Here is a 14,864-nt window from a genome sequence, read left to right on the forward strand (position 1 = left end):
TTCTCTTCAGGCCTTCTTGTCGTCGCCGATCAGGAGGCGCGTGTCGGAGAGGTACATGTGCGGCGGCACCGGCAGGTTGTCGGGTGCGGGCTTGTTCTTGAAGACGCGGCCGGCCAGGTCGAAGGTCGAGCCATGGCAGGGGCACAGGAAGCCGCCCTCCCAGTTGTCGGGCAGCGAGGCCTGCGGGCCGGGCTGGAAGCGGTCGGTGGGCGAGCAGCCCAGGTGCGTGCAGATGCCGACGACCACCAGGATCTCGGGCTTGATCGAGCGATGCTCGTTGCGCGCGTACTGCGGCGTGAACTCGTCGGGGTTGCGCTTCGATTGCGGATCGGCGAGCAGCGGATCGAGCTTGGGCAGCTCGGCGACCTGCTGGGGCGAACGCTTCAGGATCCAGACCGGCTTGCCCCGCCATTCGACGGTCATCTTCTCGCCGACCTGCAGCGCGCCGATGTCGGCTTCGACCGGAGCGCCGGCGGCCTTGGCCTTTTCCGACGGCTGGAACGAACTCACGAAAGGCACTGCGACGGCCACGCCACCCACTGCGCCGGCGCAGCCTGAGGCAATCAACCATGTCCGCTTGCTGGTGTCGATCCGGGGTCGGCCGGCGGTACTCGCGCTGCTGTCACTCATGGAGATCCTCAATCTTCTTCGGGGGGACTTGGGTCAACCAAGGATTGTAGCGGAGCGTAAAAGGCGAATTCAACCGCACGCAGCGCCCGCCGCACGCGCCTGTGACCGGACGCAGACACCGCCCCCACCCCTATACTGGCCGCCGTTCAAAACCAACAGAAGACGAGGTGCACGACATGAGCTTTCTGAAAGAGTTCCGCGAATTTGCCGTCAAGGGCAACGTGATCGACCTGGCAGTCGGCGTGATCATCGGTGCGGCCTTCGGCAAGATCGTCGACTCGCTGGTGAGCGACATCATCATGCCGCTGGTCGGACTCATCTTCGGCAAGCTCGATTTCTCGAACCTCTACATCGTGCTGGGCCCCAGGCCCAGCGGCGTGGCCGACACGCTGGTCGAACTCAAGAAGGCCGGCGCACCGGTGCTGGCCTACGGCAACTTCATCACCGTGGCGGTGAACTTCGTGATCCTGGCCTTCATCATCTTTCTGATGGTCAAGCAGATCAACCGGCTGCGCAGCCTGACCGAAGCCCCGCCGCCGCCGGCGCCCGCGGCCACGCCCGAAGACGTGATGCTGCTGCGCGAGATCCGCGACAGCCTCAAGCGTTAACTTCCCCCACCAACGAACGCGCCATCCGCACAGCCTCGATCAAGCTGGAAGCATCCGCCCGTCCGGTCCCCGCGATATCGAAGGCCGTCCCATGGTCGGGACTGGTCCGCACCAGAGGCAGCCCCAGCGTCACGTTCACGCCCTTCTCGACCCCCAGGTACTTGACCGGGATCAGCCCCTGGTCGTGGTACATCGCGATCACGACATCGAACTCGCCAGGGCCATCGGCCTTCGCACGGGCGCGCATGAAGACGGTGTCGGGCGCGTGAGGTCCGTCGGCATCGATGCCTTCGGCGCGCGCGGCCGCGATCGCCGGCGCGATGATGTCGCGCTCCTCGGAGCCGAACAGGCCGCCCTCCCCCGCATGCGGATTGAGCCCCGCGACGCCGATCTTCGGCGCCCGCCCGAGCACCGCGCCAAGCGCCCGGTGCGCGATCCGCAGCGTCTGCAGCACGCCATCGGCGGTCACGGCCTCGATCGCCTGGCGCAGCGACATGTGGATGCTGACGAGCACGGTGCGCAGTTCGTCGTTGGCCAGCATCATGCGCACCGGCACTTCCGACAGCGGCCGGGCCAGGTGGGCCGCGGCTTCGGCCTGCAGCAGTTCGGTGTGGCCCGGATACGGGAAGCCCGCCGCTGCAAGTGCCTCCTTGTGCAAGGGGGCCGTGACGATCGCGGCGATCTCTGCGCGCAGCGCCGCGCGCGCGGCCCACACCACGCAATCGCCGGCGATGCGGCCGGCCTCGGCGCTGATCCGGCCATGGACGATCGGCGCGCCCGGGGGCGCGACCACTTGCAGCACCGGGATGCAGCCGGCCGGCGCATCGCGCACCTCGCCCGGCGTCTCGAGCAACGCGACCGGCAAGGCCGGCCCGCCGGTCGCGGCGATCGCCTGCGCGGCCCGGCGCACGGTCGCCACGTCGCCGGCCACGAAGCAGCCACGCAAGTCGGCCGCGGCATCGCGGAAGGCCTTGGCGATGATCTCGGGGCCGATCCCGGCCGGGTCGCCGAGCGTGATGGCGATGGGGAGGGAAGCGTCGTTGTTGCTCACGCCGGATTGTCGATGTCGATGAATTCGTGGGCCAGGCCCAGTTGGGCGGCGACATGCGCCGCGACGGCCGGCGCCCCGTAGCGTTCGGTGGCATGGTGGCCGCAGGCCAGGAAGGCGACGCCCATCTCGCGGGCGTAGTGGGCCTGGGGCTCGGAGATCTCGCCAGTGATGAAGGCATCGGCACCGGCGGCGATCGCGGCCTCGAAGTAGCTCTGCGCCCCGCCCGTGCACCAGGCGACGTTGCGGATCGGGCGCGGCGCGCCTTCCACCAGCGTCACGGCCTTGCCGAGCGCCTTCTCGACGTGCGCGGCCAGCGCCTTCGCATTCGTGAAGCCTTCGCCGTTGTCGCGCGCGCCGAGGAAGCCGAGTTCCTGCTCGCCGAAGCGGCCGGCCGAGCCCGGGTGCGCGACCAGGCCGAGCCGCAGCCCGAGCTGCGCGTTGTTGCCGAGTTCCGGATGGGCATCCAGCGGCAGGTGGTAGGCGAACAGGTTGACGTCGTCGCCGAGCAGGAGGCCCAGGCGCTGTCGCATCCAGCCCGTGACACGCCCGTCCTGGCCGCGCCAGAACAGGCCGTGGTGGACGAAGATCGCGTCGGCTTCGGCGTGGATCGCGGCTTCGATCAGGGCCCGGCTCGCGGTCACGCCGGAGACGATCTTGCGCACCGTGGTGCGGCCCTCGACCTGCAGGCCGTTGGGCCCGTAGTCCTTGAAACGCGCGGGCGCCAGCAGCAGGTCGAACGCGTGCAGGAGTTCGTGGCGGGTCGTGCTCATCGCGCCATTGTGGCCCCGGCCGGCCCCGCCCGCATCGCAAGACGTAGATGACGAAGTCGCAAGGCGTTGAGCGGTCATGGGCGGGCGAAAGGAAGGGTTTTCCCTTATTTCTGCCGACGCTCCCGGGCTCGCGGGCGGGGCCGACCGAAGCGCAGCACCCTTTGGGGGACAATTGGCGCTTTGCTTACCGCTTTTTCATGAAACGCACCTGGCTGCTGTTTGCCCAAGCCGTGACCGTCCTGCTGGCGGCCTATTTCGTCGTCGCGACGCTCAAGCCCGAATGGCTGAACCGGCGCACCGGCCCGCTCAACGGCCTGGTCTCGGTGGTCGAGGCCCCTGCCGCGCCGGCCGGCAGCATCGCCGTCGGCAGCCTGAGCGCCGCAGCCAAGAAGGCGTCGCCGGCCGTGGTCAGCATCAACACCAGCAAGGCGGCCCAGCGCTCGCCGCGCAGCAACGACCCCTGGTTCCGCTTCTTCTTCGGCGACCAGGGCGACCAGCCGCAGATCGGCCTCGGCAGCGGCGTGATCGTCAGCGCCGACGGCTACATCCTGACCAACAACCACGTGGTCGAGGGCGCGGACGAGATCGACGTCACGCTCAACGACAGCCGGCACGCGCGCGGCAAGGTGATCGGCACCGATCCCGACACCGACCTGGCGGTGCTCAAGATCGAGCTCGACAAGCTGCCCGTGATCGTGCTGGGCAACTCCGACGCGCTGCAGGTCGGCGACCAGGTGCTGGCCATCGGCAATCCGTTCGGCGTCGGCCAGACCGTGACCAGCGGCATCGTCTCGGCGCTCGGGCGCAACCAGCTCGGCATCAACACCTTCGAGAATTTCATCCAGACCGATGCCGCCATCAACCCGGGCAATTCGGGCGGCGCGCTGATCGACATCAACGGCAACCTAGAAGGCATCAACACGGCGATCTACTCCCGCTCGGGCGGCAGCATGGGCATCGGCTTCGCGATCCCGGTCTCGACCGCCAAGCAGGTGCTGGAGGACATCGTCAAGGCCGGCAAGGTCACGCGCGGCTGGATCGGCGTCGAGCCGAACGACCTTTCTCCCGAACTGGCCGAGACTTTCGGCGTCAAGGCCAGCAGCGGCGTGATCATCACCGGCGTGTTGCAGAACGGCCCGGCCGCCAAGGCGGGGGTGCGTCCCGGCGACGTGATCACGGGCGTGGCCGAGAAGAGCGTGGGCAACACCCAGGAGCTGCTGAGCGCCGTGGCCGGGCTCAAGCCGGGCACGGCGACGCGCTTCGCGCTTCAGCGCGGCAGCGACAAGCTGGAACTGGACGTGACGCCGGGCCTGCGCCCGAAGTCACCGGTGCGCCGGGTGCCGAGCAGCGACGCCGAGTGAACCCGGCTCCCGTTCAGGATTGCGCCGAGTCGGCGCTTTCCTCTGGCGGCTTGCTGAACCTGGTGAAGTAACGGGCGCCGAGGATGCCGACCTCGTACAGCAGACACATCGGAATCGCCAGTGCGAGCTGCGAGACGACGTCGGGCGGCGTCAGCACCGCGGCCACCACGAAGGCCAGCACGATGAAATAGCCGCGGAACGAACGCAGCTTCTCGATCGTGACGAGCTCGAAGCGGACCAGCAGCATCACCACGATCGGCACCTGGAAGGCGACCCCGAAGGCGATGTAGAGCGACAGGATCGCCTCCACGTAGGACGAAATGTCGGGCGTCGCGTTGACCGAGGGCGGCGTGAACTTCTGGATGAAGCCGAACATCTTGTCCAGCACGAAGAACTGCACGAAGGCGATGCCGCCGTAGGCCAGCAGGCTGCCGAAGAAGATCAGCGGCAACGCGAACTTCTTTTCGTGGCTGTAGAGGCCGGGCGCCACGAACATCCAGGCCTGGTACATGAGCCACGGCAGCGCCAACAGCACGGCCGTCATCGCCAGCACCTTGAGCGGCACGAAGAACGGCGAGAAGACGCCGATGGCGATCAGCTTGGCATCCGGCGGCATGTGGGCGCGGATCGGCACCGCGATCATGTCGATCAGCCCGGCCGGCCCGGGCCAGATGGCCAGCAGCACACCGGCCACTACCAGGCCGTAGACGCAATAGAGCAGGCGATCCCGCAGCTCCATCAGGTGCTGGACGAAAGGCTGCTCGGTGCCGGCCAGTTCGTCTTCTTTGTTCTTGTCTGTGGAATCGGCCATGTGGGGACGCTGCGTTCAGAAATCGGCGCGCGCTGTGCGCCGCCCTTCGCTTGCTTGCGCCTAATTGATTTTGTGAGGGCGGTAGCGGGCGACGCGCGCCGCGCCCGAGAGCGCCTTGGTGCGCACGCCGTTGCGCGCCTTGTACCACTGCGGGGTGGCGCCCTGCTTCAGGCGCCAGTTCTTGCGTGGGTGCTTGTACTCGGGATAGGCGGGCGTGGTGTCCGACAGCGCGGACAAGGTCTGACCGCTTTCCGAGAACTGCTTCTCGAAGTCGCTGGCGCCGGACTGGATGCTCTGCTCGACATCGCGCGCAGCCTCCTGCACGGTGTCTTTCATCTTTCGCAGTTCGTCGAGGTCCATCGACCTATTGACCTCGGCCTTGACGTCGTTGACGTAGCGCTGCGCCTTGCCGAGCAGGGTGCCGACGGTGCGCGCCACGCGCGGCAGCTTCTCCGGCCCGATGACGATCAGCGCCACGGCGCCGATCAGGGCCAGTTTCGAGATGCCGAGATCGATCACGGAACGGTCTGGCTCAGGACTTCTGACGCGCTTCGACGTCGATCGTGGTCTTGTCGGTGGTGCTGTTGCCACTCACCTGGGCGTTCGGGCCGGCGGCGGTCGGGGCATCGGTGCTCGCGCCGTCCTTCATGCCGTCTTTGAAGCCCTTCACGGCGCCACCGAGGTCGGACCCCATGTTGCGCAACTTCTTGGTGCCGAAGATCATCACGACGACGAGCAGCACGATCAGCCAGTGCCAGATGGAAAGTGAACCCATGGATTACTCCTGAAGAATGTGTCGCATTTTAGTCGGCGCCGAATGACCGGCCGAAAGGATGGCTTTCAGCCACGAAGCCAGGGCCGCGGGCCACCCATGACGTGCACATGGAGATGGTGAACCTCCTGCCCGCCCTCGGTGCCGGTATTGACCACGATGCGGAATCCACCCTCGGGATACGGCCGGCAACCCTGCTCGACCGCCAGCTTGGGCGCCAGGGTCATGATCCGGCCCAGCAGGCCCGCGTCGTCGGCCGTGACCTGGGCCATCGACGGGATGTGGCGCTTCGGGACGATCATGAAATGTATCGGCGCCCAGGGCGCGATGTCGTGGAAGACGAACAACTCGTCGTCCTCGTAGACCTTGCGCGAGGGAATCTTGCCTTCGATGATTTTGCAGAAGATGCAGTTCGGGTCAGATGACATTGCTGGTATCCATGGGACGGCCCGCGTTCATGCGCACCATCCCCTTGACGATGCGATAGAGGAACCAAAGCGAAATCAGTGCCCAGGCGATCCAGCCCGGCACCAGGAAAAGCAGCCACAGCCACGAGGTCAGAACGTACAGCACGCCGGCCCACAGCACCGAGCGGATGCGCCAGCTGAAGTGCGAGGCCTGCCAGGTGCCGGCCGCATCCTCTCGCTTGATCAGGTCGATCACCAGCGCGATCACCAGCAGGCCGATCGACGCCTGGGCGCCGGGCAGCACCGCGCCGACCGCCACCACCAGGTGCAGGATGTAGCTGACCCAGCCCCAGGTCTTGAGCGAGTCGTCGGGCTCGATGGTCACGATGTCGTTGGGCATGGCGTGCGCTCCTTTCAGTCGTTGGAAGCTTCGCGATCCTGCGCCTTGCGCAGGGCCTTTTCCTCGATGCCGCTGGTGCCCTCGCGACGCTCGAGTTCGGCCACCACGTCGGCGGGCGAAAAACCGTAGTGCGCGAGCGCCACCATGCTGTGGAACCAGAGATCGGCCACTTCGTTCACCACCTTCGCGCGGTCGCCGCCGTGGTCAGCATCCTTGGCCGCCATCACGACCTCGGTGGCCTCCTCGCCGATCTTCTTGAGGAAGGCATCCGGGCCGCGCTGCAGCAGGCGGGCGACATAGCTCTTGTCAGGGTCGCCGCCGCGCGACGGCAGGCGGCTTTCGATCACGGCCGCCAGGCGCGCCAGGGCGTCTTCGGCGTTGCGGGGTTCGGTGCTCATCTTGGGGACGATGTGTAGATCGAGGCCGGGTCTTTCAAGACCGGCTCGGTCGCGACCCACTGGCCGTTCTGGTATTTGCTGAAGAAGCAGCTGTGGCGGCCGGTGTGGCAGGCAATGCCGGGCTCGTGGCCCTGCTGCGTGACCTTGAGCAGCACCACGTCGTTGTCGCAGTCGATCCGGATCTCGTGCACGGTCTGGACGTGGCCGGATTCCTCGCCCTTGAACCAGAGCTTCTGGCGGGAACGGCTGAAGTACACGGCGCGGCCGAGTTCCGCCGTCCTGGCCAGCGCCTCGCGGTCCATCCACGCGAACATCAGCACGTCGTTGCTGCCCTGTTCCTGCGCGATCACCGGCACCAGGCCGTTCGCGTCCCATTTCACTTCGTCGAGCCAGTTCATAGCGGGCTATTGTCGGTCACAGACGCACCGGGATGCCGCGCGCGGCCATCTGCCGCTTCGCTTCGCCGACGGTGAACTCCCCATAGTGGAAGATGCTCGCCGCAAGCACGGCGTCGGCGCCGCCGGTCTGGATGCCGTCGGCCAGGTGCTCCAGGCTGCCGACACCGCCCGAGGCGATCACCGGCACGCTCACGGCGTCGCTCACGGCCCGCGTCAGTTCGAGGTCGAAACCGCTTTTCGTGCCGTCGCGGTCCATGCTGGTCAGGAGGATCTCGCCGGCGCCGCGGCGCGCCATCTCGACCGCCCACTGCACGGCGTCGAGGCCGGTGTTCTTGCGCCCGCCATGGCTGTAGACGTCCCAGCCCGGGCCGCGCGTGGCGGCGTCCTCGGGCGAGCGCCGCTTGGCGTCGATCGCCACCACGATGCACTGGGCGCCGTACTTCTGCGAGGCGTCCTCGATCACCTGGGGATCGGCGATCGCGGCCGAATTGAAGCTGGTCTTGTCGGCCCCGGCGTTGAGCAGCCGGCGCACGTCGGCCACGGTGCGCACGCCGCCGCCGACGGTCAGCGGGATGAAGACCTGGGAGGCCACCGCCTCGATGATCGGCAGGATCAGGTCGCGGCCGTCGCTGGTGGCGGTGATGTCCAGGAAGGTGAGCTCGTCGGCGCCCTGTGCGTTGTAGCGGGCCGCGATCTCGACCGGGTCGCCGGCGTCGCGCAGTTCGACGAAGTTGACGCCCTTGACGACGCGGCCGCCGGTGACGTCGAGACAGGGAATGATGCGTTTGGCAAGCATGGTGTGAGGTTCAGGCGAAGGAGGTTCAGGCGACCCTGAGCTGTTGCCAGCCCTGCCACTGTGCGCCGGGCGCCAGCAGCACGGGTTCGTCGATGCGGGCGGCCTCGACGCAGAGCATGTGGCGCCAGCCGTCGTCGGGCAGGTCGTCGAGCTTGGCGGCGAGCAGCGGGCCCGGGTTCCAGACCACGGTCTCGGTGCAGCTCGCGCTTTGCGAGATCTCGAGTGTGCCCGAAGGCTGGACCAGCCGCAGCGGTCGGGCGGGCGCGGCGTAGACACTGTCGAATTCGCTGCCGAAGGCCAGCGCCGGCGCCATCTCGACATGGCGGTCGTCGCGCACCGCATCCCAGCGGTTGGCGCCCTGCAGGCCCTCGAGCCGGACCTCGGTGGCCTCGTCGACCCGCAGGTAGCTGTGGAGCGCCGCCGCGAAGGACCAGGGTTCGCCGCCCATGTTGTCGATCGCCAGGGCGACGCGCAGCGAACGCGCGGCCAGGGTGACGGCCAGACGGGCCCGGAACGCGTGCGGCCAGAGCGCCCGCGTGGCGGCGCCGTCGCGCAAGGCCAGCACGACGGTGTCGCGTCGGTCGTCGGCCTGCGGCTCGGCCGTCCACGGCAGGGTGCGGGCAAAGCCGTGCTTGGGCAGCGGGCCGCGCATGTTGAACTGCGGCCAGCAGACCGGGATGCCGCCGCGGATCGGGCTCTGGCCGTCGAAGCGGGCGTCGGGGCTCAGGTAGAGCCGCTCGACGCCATCGGCCGTGGTCCACGACAACACATGAGCGCCGTGCAGCGCTACAGTGCAACTGTCGCCGCCGGGCAGCGCCAGCCGCACGGCCGGCTGGCCACGAAAGACGAGGGCTTGGAGGGTCATGGCCCGATTCTAGGTTTGGCCGGCGGTTGCGGTTGGGCACCGGCGACACGGATCTCGCTTCAGAACAACTCGCAACGAGGAGCGCCTCCATGAGAAGGAAACTGCCGCCGGCCGTCTGGATCCTGATCGCGATGCTGATCGGGATCGCCATTGGCTACATGGTCTTCGTCAACTTCCCGAACAAGAAGACAGCCGGCGAGATCGCCGGCTACATCTCGATCATGTCGGACGTGTTCCTGCGCCTGATCAAGATGCTGATCGGGCCGCTGGTGTTCTCCACTCTGGTGGTCGGCATCGCCCACATGGGCGACGCGGCCGCCGTCGGACGGGTTTTCGGCAAGGCGTTGGGCTGGTTCATCACCGCCTCGCTGGTCTCGCTGCTGCTGGGCCTCCTGATGGCCAATGTGCTGCAGCCGGGCCACGACCTCGGGCTGCCGCTGCCCGAGATCGGGTCGTCCGCCAACCTCGCCACCTCCAAGTTCACGCTCAAGGATTTCGTCGGCCACGTGGTGCCGAAGTCCTTCGTCGAGGCCATGGCGAACAACGAGATCCTGCAGATCGTGGTGTTTTCGATGTTCTTCGGCGTCGCGCTGGCCTCGCTCGGCGAGAAGGCCCGCACGCTGGTCAACGCGATCGAGGAGCTGTCCCACGCCATGCTCAAGATCACCGGCTACGTGATGAAGCTGGCGCCGCTGGCGGTGCTGGCCGCCATGGCGGCCACCGTGGCGGTCAACGGCCTGGGCATCCTGCTCAAGTTCGCGGTCTTCATGGGCGGCTTCTACCTGAGCCTGTTCATCCTGTGGGGGCTGCTGGCCTTGGCCGGGTTCTTCTTCCTCGGGCCGCGCATCGTGACGCTGCTGAAGCTGATCCGGGAGCCGTTCCTGCTCTCGTTCGCCACCGCCAGCTCGGAAGCGGCCTACCCCAAGATCCTGATCGCACTCGACCGCTTCGGCGTCAAGCGCAAGATATCCAGCTTCGTGATGCCGATGGGCTATTCGTTCAACCTCGACGGCTCGATGATGTACTGCACCTTCGCGGTGCTGTTCATCGCCCAGGCCTACGACATCCCGCTGTCGCTCGGCACCCAGCTCACGATGCTGCTGATTCTCATGCTGACGTCGAAGGGCATGGCCGGCGTGCCGCGCGCCTCGCTGGTCGTGATCGCCGCGACCCTGAACCAGTTCAACATCCCCGAAGCCGGGCTGCTGCTGATCCTCGGCGTCGACACCTTCCTGGACATGGGCCGGTCGGCCACCAACGCGGTGGGCAATTCGATCGCCACGGCGGTGGTCGCCAAATGGGAGGGCGAACTGCTCTCCGAAAGCGACGCCGCGGCCAATGCGCGGGCGATGGACATCGAAAGCGCCGCCACGCTCGCCCATCCGGTGCATGCCTGAGGCCCCGAAATGAGCGCCGTACGGACCCTGGCGACCACCGCCGTGCTGCTGGGCGCACTGCTGGGCCTGGCGCCGGCCGCGTTCGCCCAGTCCGATCCGACGCCGGCGACGCCGGTCGCGCTCAGCGGCACGCTGGCCAAGGTGCGGGCGGCCGGGGCGGTCGTGATCGGCTACCGCGAATCCTCGGTGCCGTTTTCCTTCCTGTCGCCGCGCAAGGAGCCGATCGGCTACTCGATCGAGCTGTGCAAGGCGGTGGTCGAGGCGATGGGCGACGCGGTGCACAAGACGCTGGAGATCCGGTGGCTGCCGGTGACGGCCGAGACCCGCATCGATGCCGTGGCGAGCGGCCAGGTCGACCTCGAATGCGGCTCGACCACCAGCAACCTCGAGCGCCAGAAGCGGGTCGCCTTCTCGCCGACGCTGTTCGTCTCGGGCACCCGGCTGCTGGTCAGGAAAGGCTCGCCGATCCAGTCCTTCCGCGACCTCGCCGGCAAGCCGGTGGCCGTGACCGCCGGGACCACCAACGAGAAGACGATGCGCGATCTGTCGGCGCGCTTCAAGCTGGGCCTGGAGCTGGTCGTTTCGCGCGATCATGCCGAATCGTTCGCGCTCGTGAAGTCCGGCAAGGTGGAAGCCTTCGCAACCGACGAGGTGCTGCTGTATGGCCTGATCGCCCAGGACAGGGGCAGCGCCCAGGGCCCGACCGACTACCAGGTGGTCGGCGACTTCCTGTCCTATGACCCCTACGGCGTGATGTACCGCAAGGGCGATCCGGAGATGGCGAAGGTGGTCAACGACACCTTCCAGGTGCTGGCCGAGGACGGGGAGATCGAGCGCCAGTACAAGCGCTGGTTCCTGCGCAAGCTGCCCGGCGGCACCAGCCTCGACCTGCCGATGAGCCCACAGCTGGAGACGATCATCCAGGCGATGGCCATCAAGGCCGAGTAGTCGGCCCGGACCTGAACCCTAGACCGCGAGTTCGTCGGCCCGGGCCTGGGCGGCGGCGAAGTCCAGGTCGCCCGAATAGATGGCCCGGCCGCAGATGACGCCTTCGATGCCGTCCGCCTCGACGGCGCACAGCTTGTCGATGTCGGCCATGTTCGAGAGCCCGCCCGAGGCGATCACCGGGATCGTCAGCGCCTGGGCCAGCCGCACGGTGGCATCGATGTTGATGCCCGACAGCATGCCGTCGCGGCCGATGTCCGTGTAGATGATCGACTCGACGCCGTAGTCCTCGAATTTCTTGCCGAGGTCGGAAACCTCGTGCCCGGTCAGCTTGCTCCAGCCATCGGTGGCGACTTTGCCGTCCTTGGCGTCCAGGCCGACGATGATGTGGCCGCCGAAGGCGCTGCAGGCGTCCTTCAGGAAGCCCGGGTTCTTGACCGCGGCGGTGCCGATGATGACGTAGCGCAGGCCGTCGTCGATGTAGCGCTCGATGGTGTCCAGGTCGCGGATACCGCCGCCCAGCTGCACCGGGATCTCGTCGCCCACCGCCTTCAGGATCGCCTTGATCGCCGCATGGTTCTGGGGCTTGCCCGCGAAGGCGCCGTTCAGGTCGACCAGGTGGAGGCGGCGGGCACCGGCTTCGAGCCACTTGCGCGCCATCGCGGCCGGGTCTTCGCTGAAAGTGGTGGACTGGTCCATATCGCCTTGCTTGAGACGAACGCAGTGGCCATCCTTGAGGTCGATCGCAGGAATGAGGAGCATGGTGGTGCGGGATTGCGGACGGGGAAAAGCGCGATGGTACTCAGAACCCGGCGGGCCGCGGGCACAGGCCCGGGCCGAACGGTGGAGGCGTTCAATGCGTCAGGGGTTCCAGTGGAGGAAATTTCGATAGAGCTGCAACCCGTGGTCCGCACTCTTCTCCGGGTGGAACTGGGTAGCGAAAATATTATCGCGTGCGACGGCAGCGGTAAAGCGCTCGCCATAGTCGGCCTCCCCGGCGCTGTGCGCGGGATCGGCGGGCCGGGCATAGAAGCTGTGGACGAAATAGAAATAGCTCTGGTCGGGCACGCCGGCCCAGACCGGGTGAGGCCGGGTCTGGAAAACCTGGTTCCAGCCCATCTGCGGCACCTTGAAGCGGCTGCCGTCCGGCTGCAGCCGGCCTTCGAGCTCGAACTTCCGGACCTGGCCCGGGATCAGGTCCAGGCCATCGGTCGGACCTTCGTCGCTGTGCGACAGCAGCATCTGCATGCCGACGCAGACGCCGAACAGCGGCTTGCTGGCGGCGGCCTCGAGCACCGAGTCGAGGAGGCCGGAGTCGGCCAGTTCGCGCATGCAGTCGGGCATGGCGCCCTGTCCCGGCAGCACCACGCGGGTGGCCCGGCGCACCACGTCGGGGTCGGAGGTGACGAACACCTCCACCCCGACCTGGTCGGCGGCGTGCTGCACGGCCTGCGACACCGAGCGCAGGTTGCCCATGCCGTAGTCGACCACGGCCACGGTGTTGTTTGCAGTCGACACGGTCAGAGGGAGCCCTTGGTCGAGGGAATGACGCCGGCCGAGCGCGGATCGAGCTCGAGCGCCGCCCGCAGCGCCCGCGCGAAGGCCTTGAACACGGTCTCGCACTGGTGGTGCGCGTTGACACCCTTGAGGTTGTCGATGTGCAGGGTCACGAAGGCGTGGTTGGCGAAGCCCTGGAAGAACTCGTAGGTCAGCTGGCTGTCGAAGGTGCCGATCATGCCGCTGGTGAAGGGCACGTCCATGACCAGGCCCGGGCGGCCCGAGAAATCGATCACGACACGGCTCAGCGCCTCGTCGAGCGGCACATACGCATGCCCGTAGCGGCGGATGCCCTTCTTGTCGCCGACCGCCTTGGCGACCGCCTGGCCCAGGGTGATGCCGACGTCCTCGACCGTGTGGTGGCCGTCGATGTGCAGGTCGCCCTGGCAGTCGATGTCGAGGTCGATCAGGCCATGGCGGGCGATCTGGTCGAGCATGTGGTCGAAAAAGCCGATGCCGGTCGACAGTTTCGCGCGGCCGGTTCCGTCGAGGTCGAGCTTGACCGTGATCTTGGTCTCGGCCGTGTTGCGGGTGACGGACGCCGCGCGCGCGCCGGTGGCGATGACGGCTTCGGGTGCCAGTGGGGTGTTCATAGTGAGGCTTCGAGGGCCGCGAGCATCTGCGCATTCTCGTCGGCGGTTCCGACCGTCAGGCGCAGGCAGTTGGCGAGCAATGGGTGCATTTTAGAAACGTTCTTGACCAGCACGCCGCGTGCCTTCATTCCCTCGAAGGTCTTTGCCGCGTCGGGCACCCGGATCAGGATCATGTTGGCCTCGCTCGGCCAGCTCCGGACCGCCGGCAGGCGGGCCAGCCGCGCCACCACCACGGCGCGCTCGCTGCGGATCTCGGCCGCCTGGGCGGCGAACACATCGGCATGCTCGAGGGCGAACAGGGCGCACTCGCAGTTCAGCACGCTGATGTTGTAGGGCGGGCGCACCTTGTCGATCTCGGCCACCAGCGCGGCCGGGCCCATCAGGTAGCCCAGGCGGGCGCCGGCCAGGCCGAACTTGCTGAGCGTGCGCATCAGCAGCACGTGGCCATGGCGGGCCACGCGGTCGATGTAGCTGCGGCCCGCGAACGGCTGGTAGGCCTCGTCGATGACCACCAGCCCGCCCTGGGCGCCCTGGGCCTGGACGATCTTCTCGATCACCGTGTCGTTCCAGAGATTGGCGGTCGGGTTGTTCGGGTAGGCCAGGAACACGATGGCCGGCCTCTCGCGGGCGATGGCGTCGAGCATGGCGCCCTCGTCGAGCTCGAAGTCGGCCGAGAGCGGAACGCCGACGAAGCGCAGGCCCTGCAACTGGGCGCTCATGGCGTACATCACGAAGCCGGGCACCGGCGCCAGCATCGTGGCGCCCGGCAGGTCGCAAGCAATCGCCAGCAAGGAGATCAGCTCGTCCGAGCCGTTGCCCAGCATCAGCGCGAAGCCCTCGGGCATGCCGGCGTGCGCCGCCAGCGCGCGCTGCAGGTCGGCGCCGCGCTCGCCCGGGTAGCGGTTCAGGGCCAGCGCGCCGAGCCGCTCGCCGAGGGCGGCCTGCAGCGCCGGCGCCAGGCCGTGGGGGTTTTCCATCGCGTCGAGCTTGAGCAGGCCGCGGGCGTCCTGCACGGCGTAGGCATGCATGGATTGCACGTCGGCGCGGATGCGGCCGAGGGCGCGGCGGGTATCGTCGGTGGCGGTCATTCGGGGCTGGTTCGGAT

Annotated in this window: 20 protein-coding genes; 4 read left to right on the top strand and 16 right to left on the bottom strand. The window is 67.6% G+C overall.

Annotated elements, in window-relative coordinates; all coding sequences use genetic code 11:
- Positions 1 to 6: 6 nt before the first annotated feature.
- The gene (petA, locus tag QZH52_RS01450; protein WP_286536275.1) at positions 7 to 630 is read right to left on the bottom strand and encodes a ubiquinol-cytochrome c reductase iron-sulfur subunit; all 624 of its coding nucleotides are present in this window, start codon (positions 628 to 630) and stop codon (positions 7 to 9) included.
- Between the two features lie 176 nt (positions 631 to 806).
- Here petA and mscL point away from each other — a divergent pair, with 176 nt between their 5' ends.
- Complete coding sequence (gene mscL / locus QZH52_RS01455; protein ID WP_286523446.1) at positions 807 to 1,238, top strand: large conductance mechanosensitive channel protein MscL; 432 nt, start codon at positions 807 to 809, stop codon at positions 1,236 to 1,238.
- On the opposite strand, the gene pdxA is transcribed toward mscL, so the two are convergent.
- The gene (gene pdxA / locus QZH52_RS01460; protein ID WP_301802724.1) at positions 1,228 to 2,289 is read right to left on the bottom strand and encodes a 4-hydroxythreonine-4-phosphate dehydrogenase PdxA; all 1,062 of its coding nucleotides are present in this window, start codon (positions 2,287 to 2,289) and stop codon (positions 1,228 to 1,230) included. The two genes, mscL and pdxA, sit on opposite strands and share 11 nt — an antisense overlap.
- The gene (locus QZH52_RS01465; protein WP_301802727.1) at positions 2,286 to 3,059 is read right to left on the bottom strand and encodes a Nif3-like dinuclear metal center hexameric protein; all 774 of its coding nucleotides are present in this window, start codon (positions 3,057 to 3,059) and stop codon (positions 2,286 to 2,288) included. Before QZH52_RS01465 ends, pdxA begins: the two co-directional genes overlap by 4 nt.
- Positions 3,060 to 3,256: 197 nt before the next feature.
- Between QZH52_RS01465 and QZH52_RS01470 the strand changes: the two genes are divergently transcribed.
- Positions 3,257 to 4,420 carry a S1C family serine protease gene (locus QZH52_RS01470; protein ID WP_301802730.1) on the top strand — a complete coding sequence of 388 codons (1,164 nt, stop codon included), beginning with the start codon at positions 3,257 to 3,259 and terminating at the stop codon, positions 4,418 to 4,420.
- A gap of 13 nt (positions 4,421 to 4,433) precedes the next feature.
- Here QZH52_RS01470 and tatC read toward each other — a convergent pair whose 3' ends face one another.
- The 9 genes from tatC to QZH52_RS01515 form a co-directional block, all read right to left on the bottom strand.
- The gene (gene tatC / locus QZH52_RS01475; protein WP_301802733.1) at positions 4,434 to 5,231 is read right to left on the bottom strand and encodes a twin-arginine translocase subunit TatC; all 798 of its coding nucleotides are present in this window, start codon (positions 5,229 to 5,231) and stop codon (positions 4,434 to 4,436) included.
- Between the two features lie 60 nt (positions 5,232 to 5,291).
- The gene (gene tatB / locus QZH52_RS01480) at positions 5,292 to 5,750 is read right to left on the bottom strand and encodes a Sec-independent protein translocase protein TatB (protein ID WP_301802735.1); all 459 of its coding nucleotides are present in this window, start codon (positions 5,748 to 5,750) and stop codon (positions 5,292 to 5,294) included.
- A gap of 13 nt (positions 5,751 to 5,763) precedes the next feature.
- Positions 5,764 to 6,006 (bottom strand): Sec-independent protein translocase subunit TatA, encoded by a 243-nt coding sequence (gene tatA / locus QZH52_RS01485; protein WP_301802738.1) that lies wholly within the window; start codon positions 6,004 to 6,006, stop codon positions 5,764 to 5,766.
- Between the two features lie 65 nt (positions 6,007 to 6,071).
- Positions 6,072 to 6,431, bottom strand: coding sequence for a histidine triad nucleotide-binding protein (locus QZH52_RS01490; protein WP_301802741.1), 360 nt, complete (start codon positions 6,429 to 6,431; stop codon positions 6,072 to 6,074).
- Positions 6,421 to 6,810 (bottom strand): DUF4870 family protein, encoded by a 390-nt coding sequence (locus tag QZH52_RS01495; protein WP_301802742.1) that lies wholly within the window; start codon positions 6,808 to 6,810, stop codon positions 6,421 to 6,423. Before QZH52_RS01495 ends, QZH52_RS01490 begins: the two co-directional genes overlap by 11 nt.
- Positions 6,811 to 6,824: 14 nt before the next feature.
- Positions 6,825 to 7,208: a phosphoribosyl-ATP diphosphatase gene (locus QZH52_RS01500; RefSeq protein ID WP_286654253.1), complete on the bottom strand. Its 384-nt coding sequence runs from the start codon at positions 7,206 to 7,208 to the stop codon at positions 6,825 to 6,827.
- Positions 7,205 to 7,606, bottom strand: a complete 402-nt coding sequence (gene hisI / locus QZH52_RS01505; RefSeq protein WP_301802749.1) for a phosphoribosyl-AMP cyclohydrolase — start codon at positions 7,604 to 7,606, stop codon at positions 7,205 to 7,207. The genes QZH52_RS01500 and hisI overlap by 4 nt, the downstream gene beginning before the upstream one ends.
- Positions 7,607 to 7,622: 16 nt before the next feature.
- The gene (gene hisF, locus QZH52_RS01510) at positions 7,623 to 8,402 is read right to left on the bottom strand and encodes an imidazole glycerol phosphate synthase subunit HisF (protein WP_301802752.1); all 780 of its coding nucleotides are present in this window, start codon (positions 8,400 to 8,402) and stop codon (positions 7,623 to 7,625) included.
- A 25-nt stretch (positions 8,403 to 8,427) separates the two neighbouring features.
- Positions 8,428 to 9,267: a D-hexose-6-phosphate mutarotase gene (locus QZH52_RS01515; RefSeq protein WP_301802754.1), complete on the bottom strand. Its 840-nt coding sequence runs from the start codon at positions 9,265 to 9,267 to the stop codon at positions 8,428 to 8,430.
- 89 nt (positions 9,268 to 9,356) lie between these two features.
- On the opposite strand from QZH52_RS01515, the gene QZH52_RS01520 reads away from it, so the two are divergent.
- Positions 9,357 to 10,664: a dicarboxylate/amino acid:cation symporter gene (locus tag QZH52_RS01520; protein ID WP_301802756.1), complete on the top strand. Its 1,308-nt coding sequence runs from the start codon at positions 9,357 to 9,359 to the stop codon at positions 10,662 to 10,664.
- Positions 10,665 to 10,673: 9 nt separating this feature from the next.
- Positions 10,674 to 11,612 carry an amino acid ABC transporter substrate-binding protein gene (locus QZH52_RS01525; RefSeq protein ID WP_301802758.1) on the top strand — a complete coding sequence of 313 codons (939 nt, stop codon included), beginning with the start codon at positions 10,674 to 10,676 and terminating at the stop codon, positions 11,610 to 11,612.
- An 18-nt stretch (positions 11,613 to 11,630) separates the two neighbouring features.
- Here the strand turns inward: QZH52_RS01525 and hisA are convergent, their stop codons facing one another.
- The 4 genes from hisA to hisC form a co-directional block, all read right to left on the bottom strand.
- Complete coding sequence (gene hisA, locus QZH52_RS01530; protein ID WP_301802759.1) at positions 11,631 to 12,371, bottom strand: 1-(5-phosphoribosyl)-5-[(5-phosphoribosylamino)methylideneamino]imidazole-4-carboxamide isomerase; 741 nt, start codon at positions 12,369 to 12,371, stop codon at positions 11,631 to 11,633.
- A 99-nt stretch (positions 12,372 to 12,470) separates the two neighbouring features.
- Positions 12,471 to 13,127 (bottom strand): imidazole glycerol phosphate synthase subunit HisH, encoded by a 657-nt coding sequence (hisH, locus tag QZH52_RS01535; protein WP_301802760.1) that lies wholly within the window; start codon positions 13,125 to 13,127, stop codon positions 12,471 to 12,473.
- 2 nt (positions 13,128 to 13,129) lie between these two features.
- The gene (gene hisB, locus QZH52_RS01540) at positions 13,130 to 13,759 is read right to left on the bottom strand and encodes an imidazoleglycerol-phosphate dehydratase HisB (protein WP_301802763.1); all 630 of its coding nucleotides are present in this window, start codon (positions 13,757 to 13,759) and stop codon (positions 13,130 to 13,132) included.
- Complete coding sequence (gene hisC, locus QZH52_RS01545; protein WP_301802765.1) at positions 13,756 to 14,847, bottom strand: histidinol-phosphate transaminase; 1,092 nt, start codon at positions 14,845 to 14,847, stop codon at positions 13,756 to 13,758. Before hisC ends, hisB begins: the two co-directional genes overlap by 4 nt.
- Positions 14,848 to 14,864: the final 17 nt, after the last annotated feature.

Origin of the sequence: Variovorax ginsengisoli (genome assembly GCF_030486595.1) — a bacterium.
GTDB classification, from domain to species: Bacteria; Pseudomonadota; Gammaproteobacteria; order Burkholderiales; family Burkholderiaceae_C; genus Variovorax; species Variovorax ginsengisoli_B.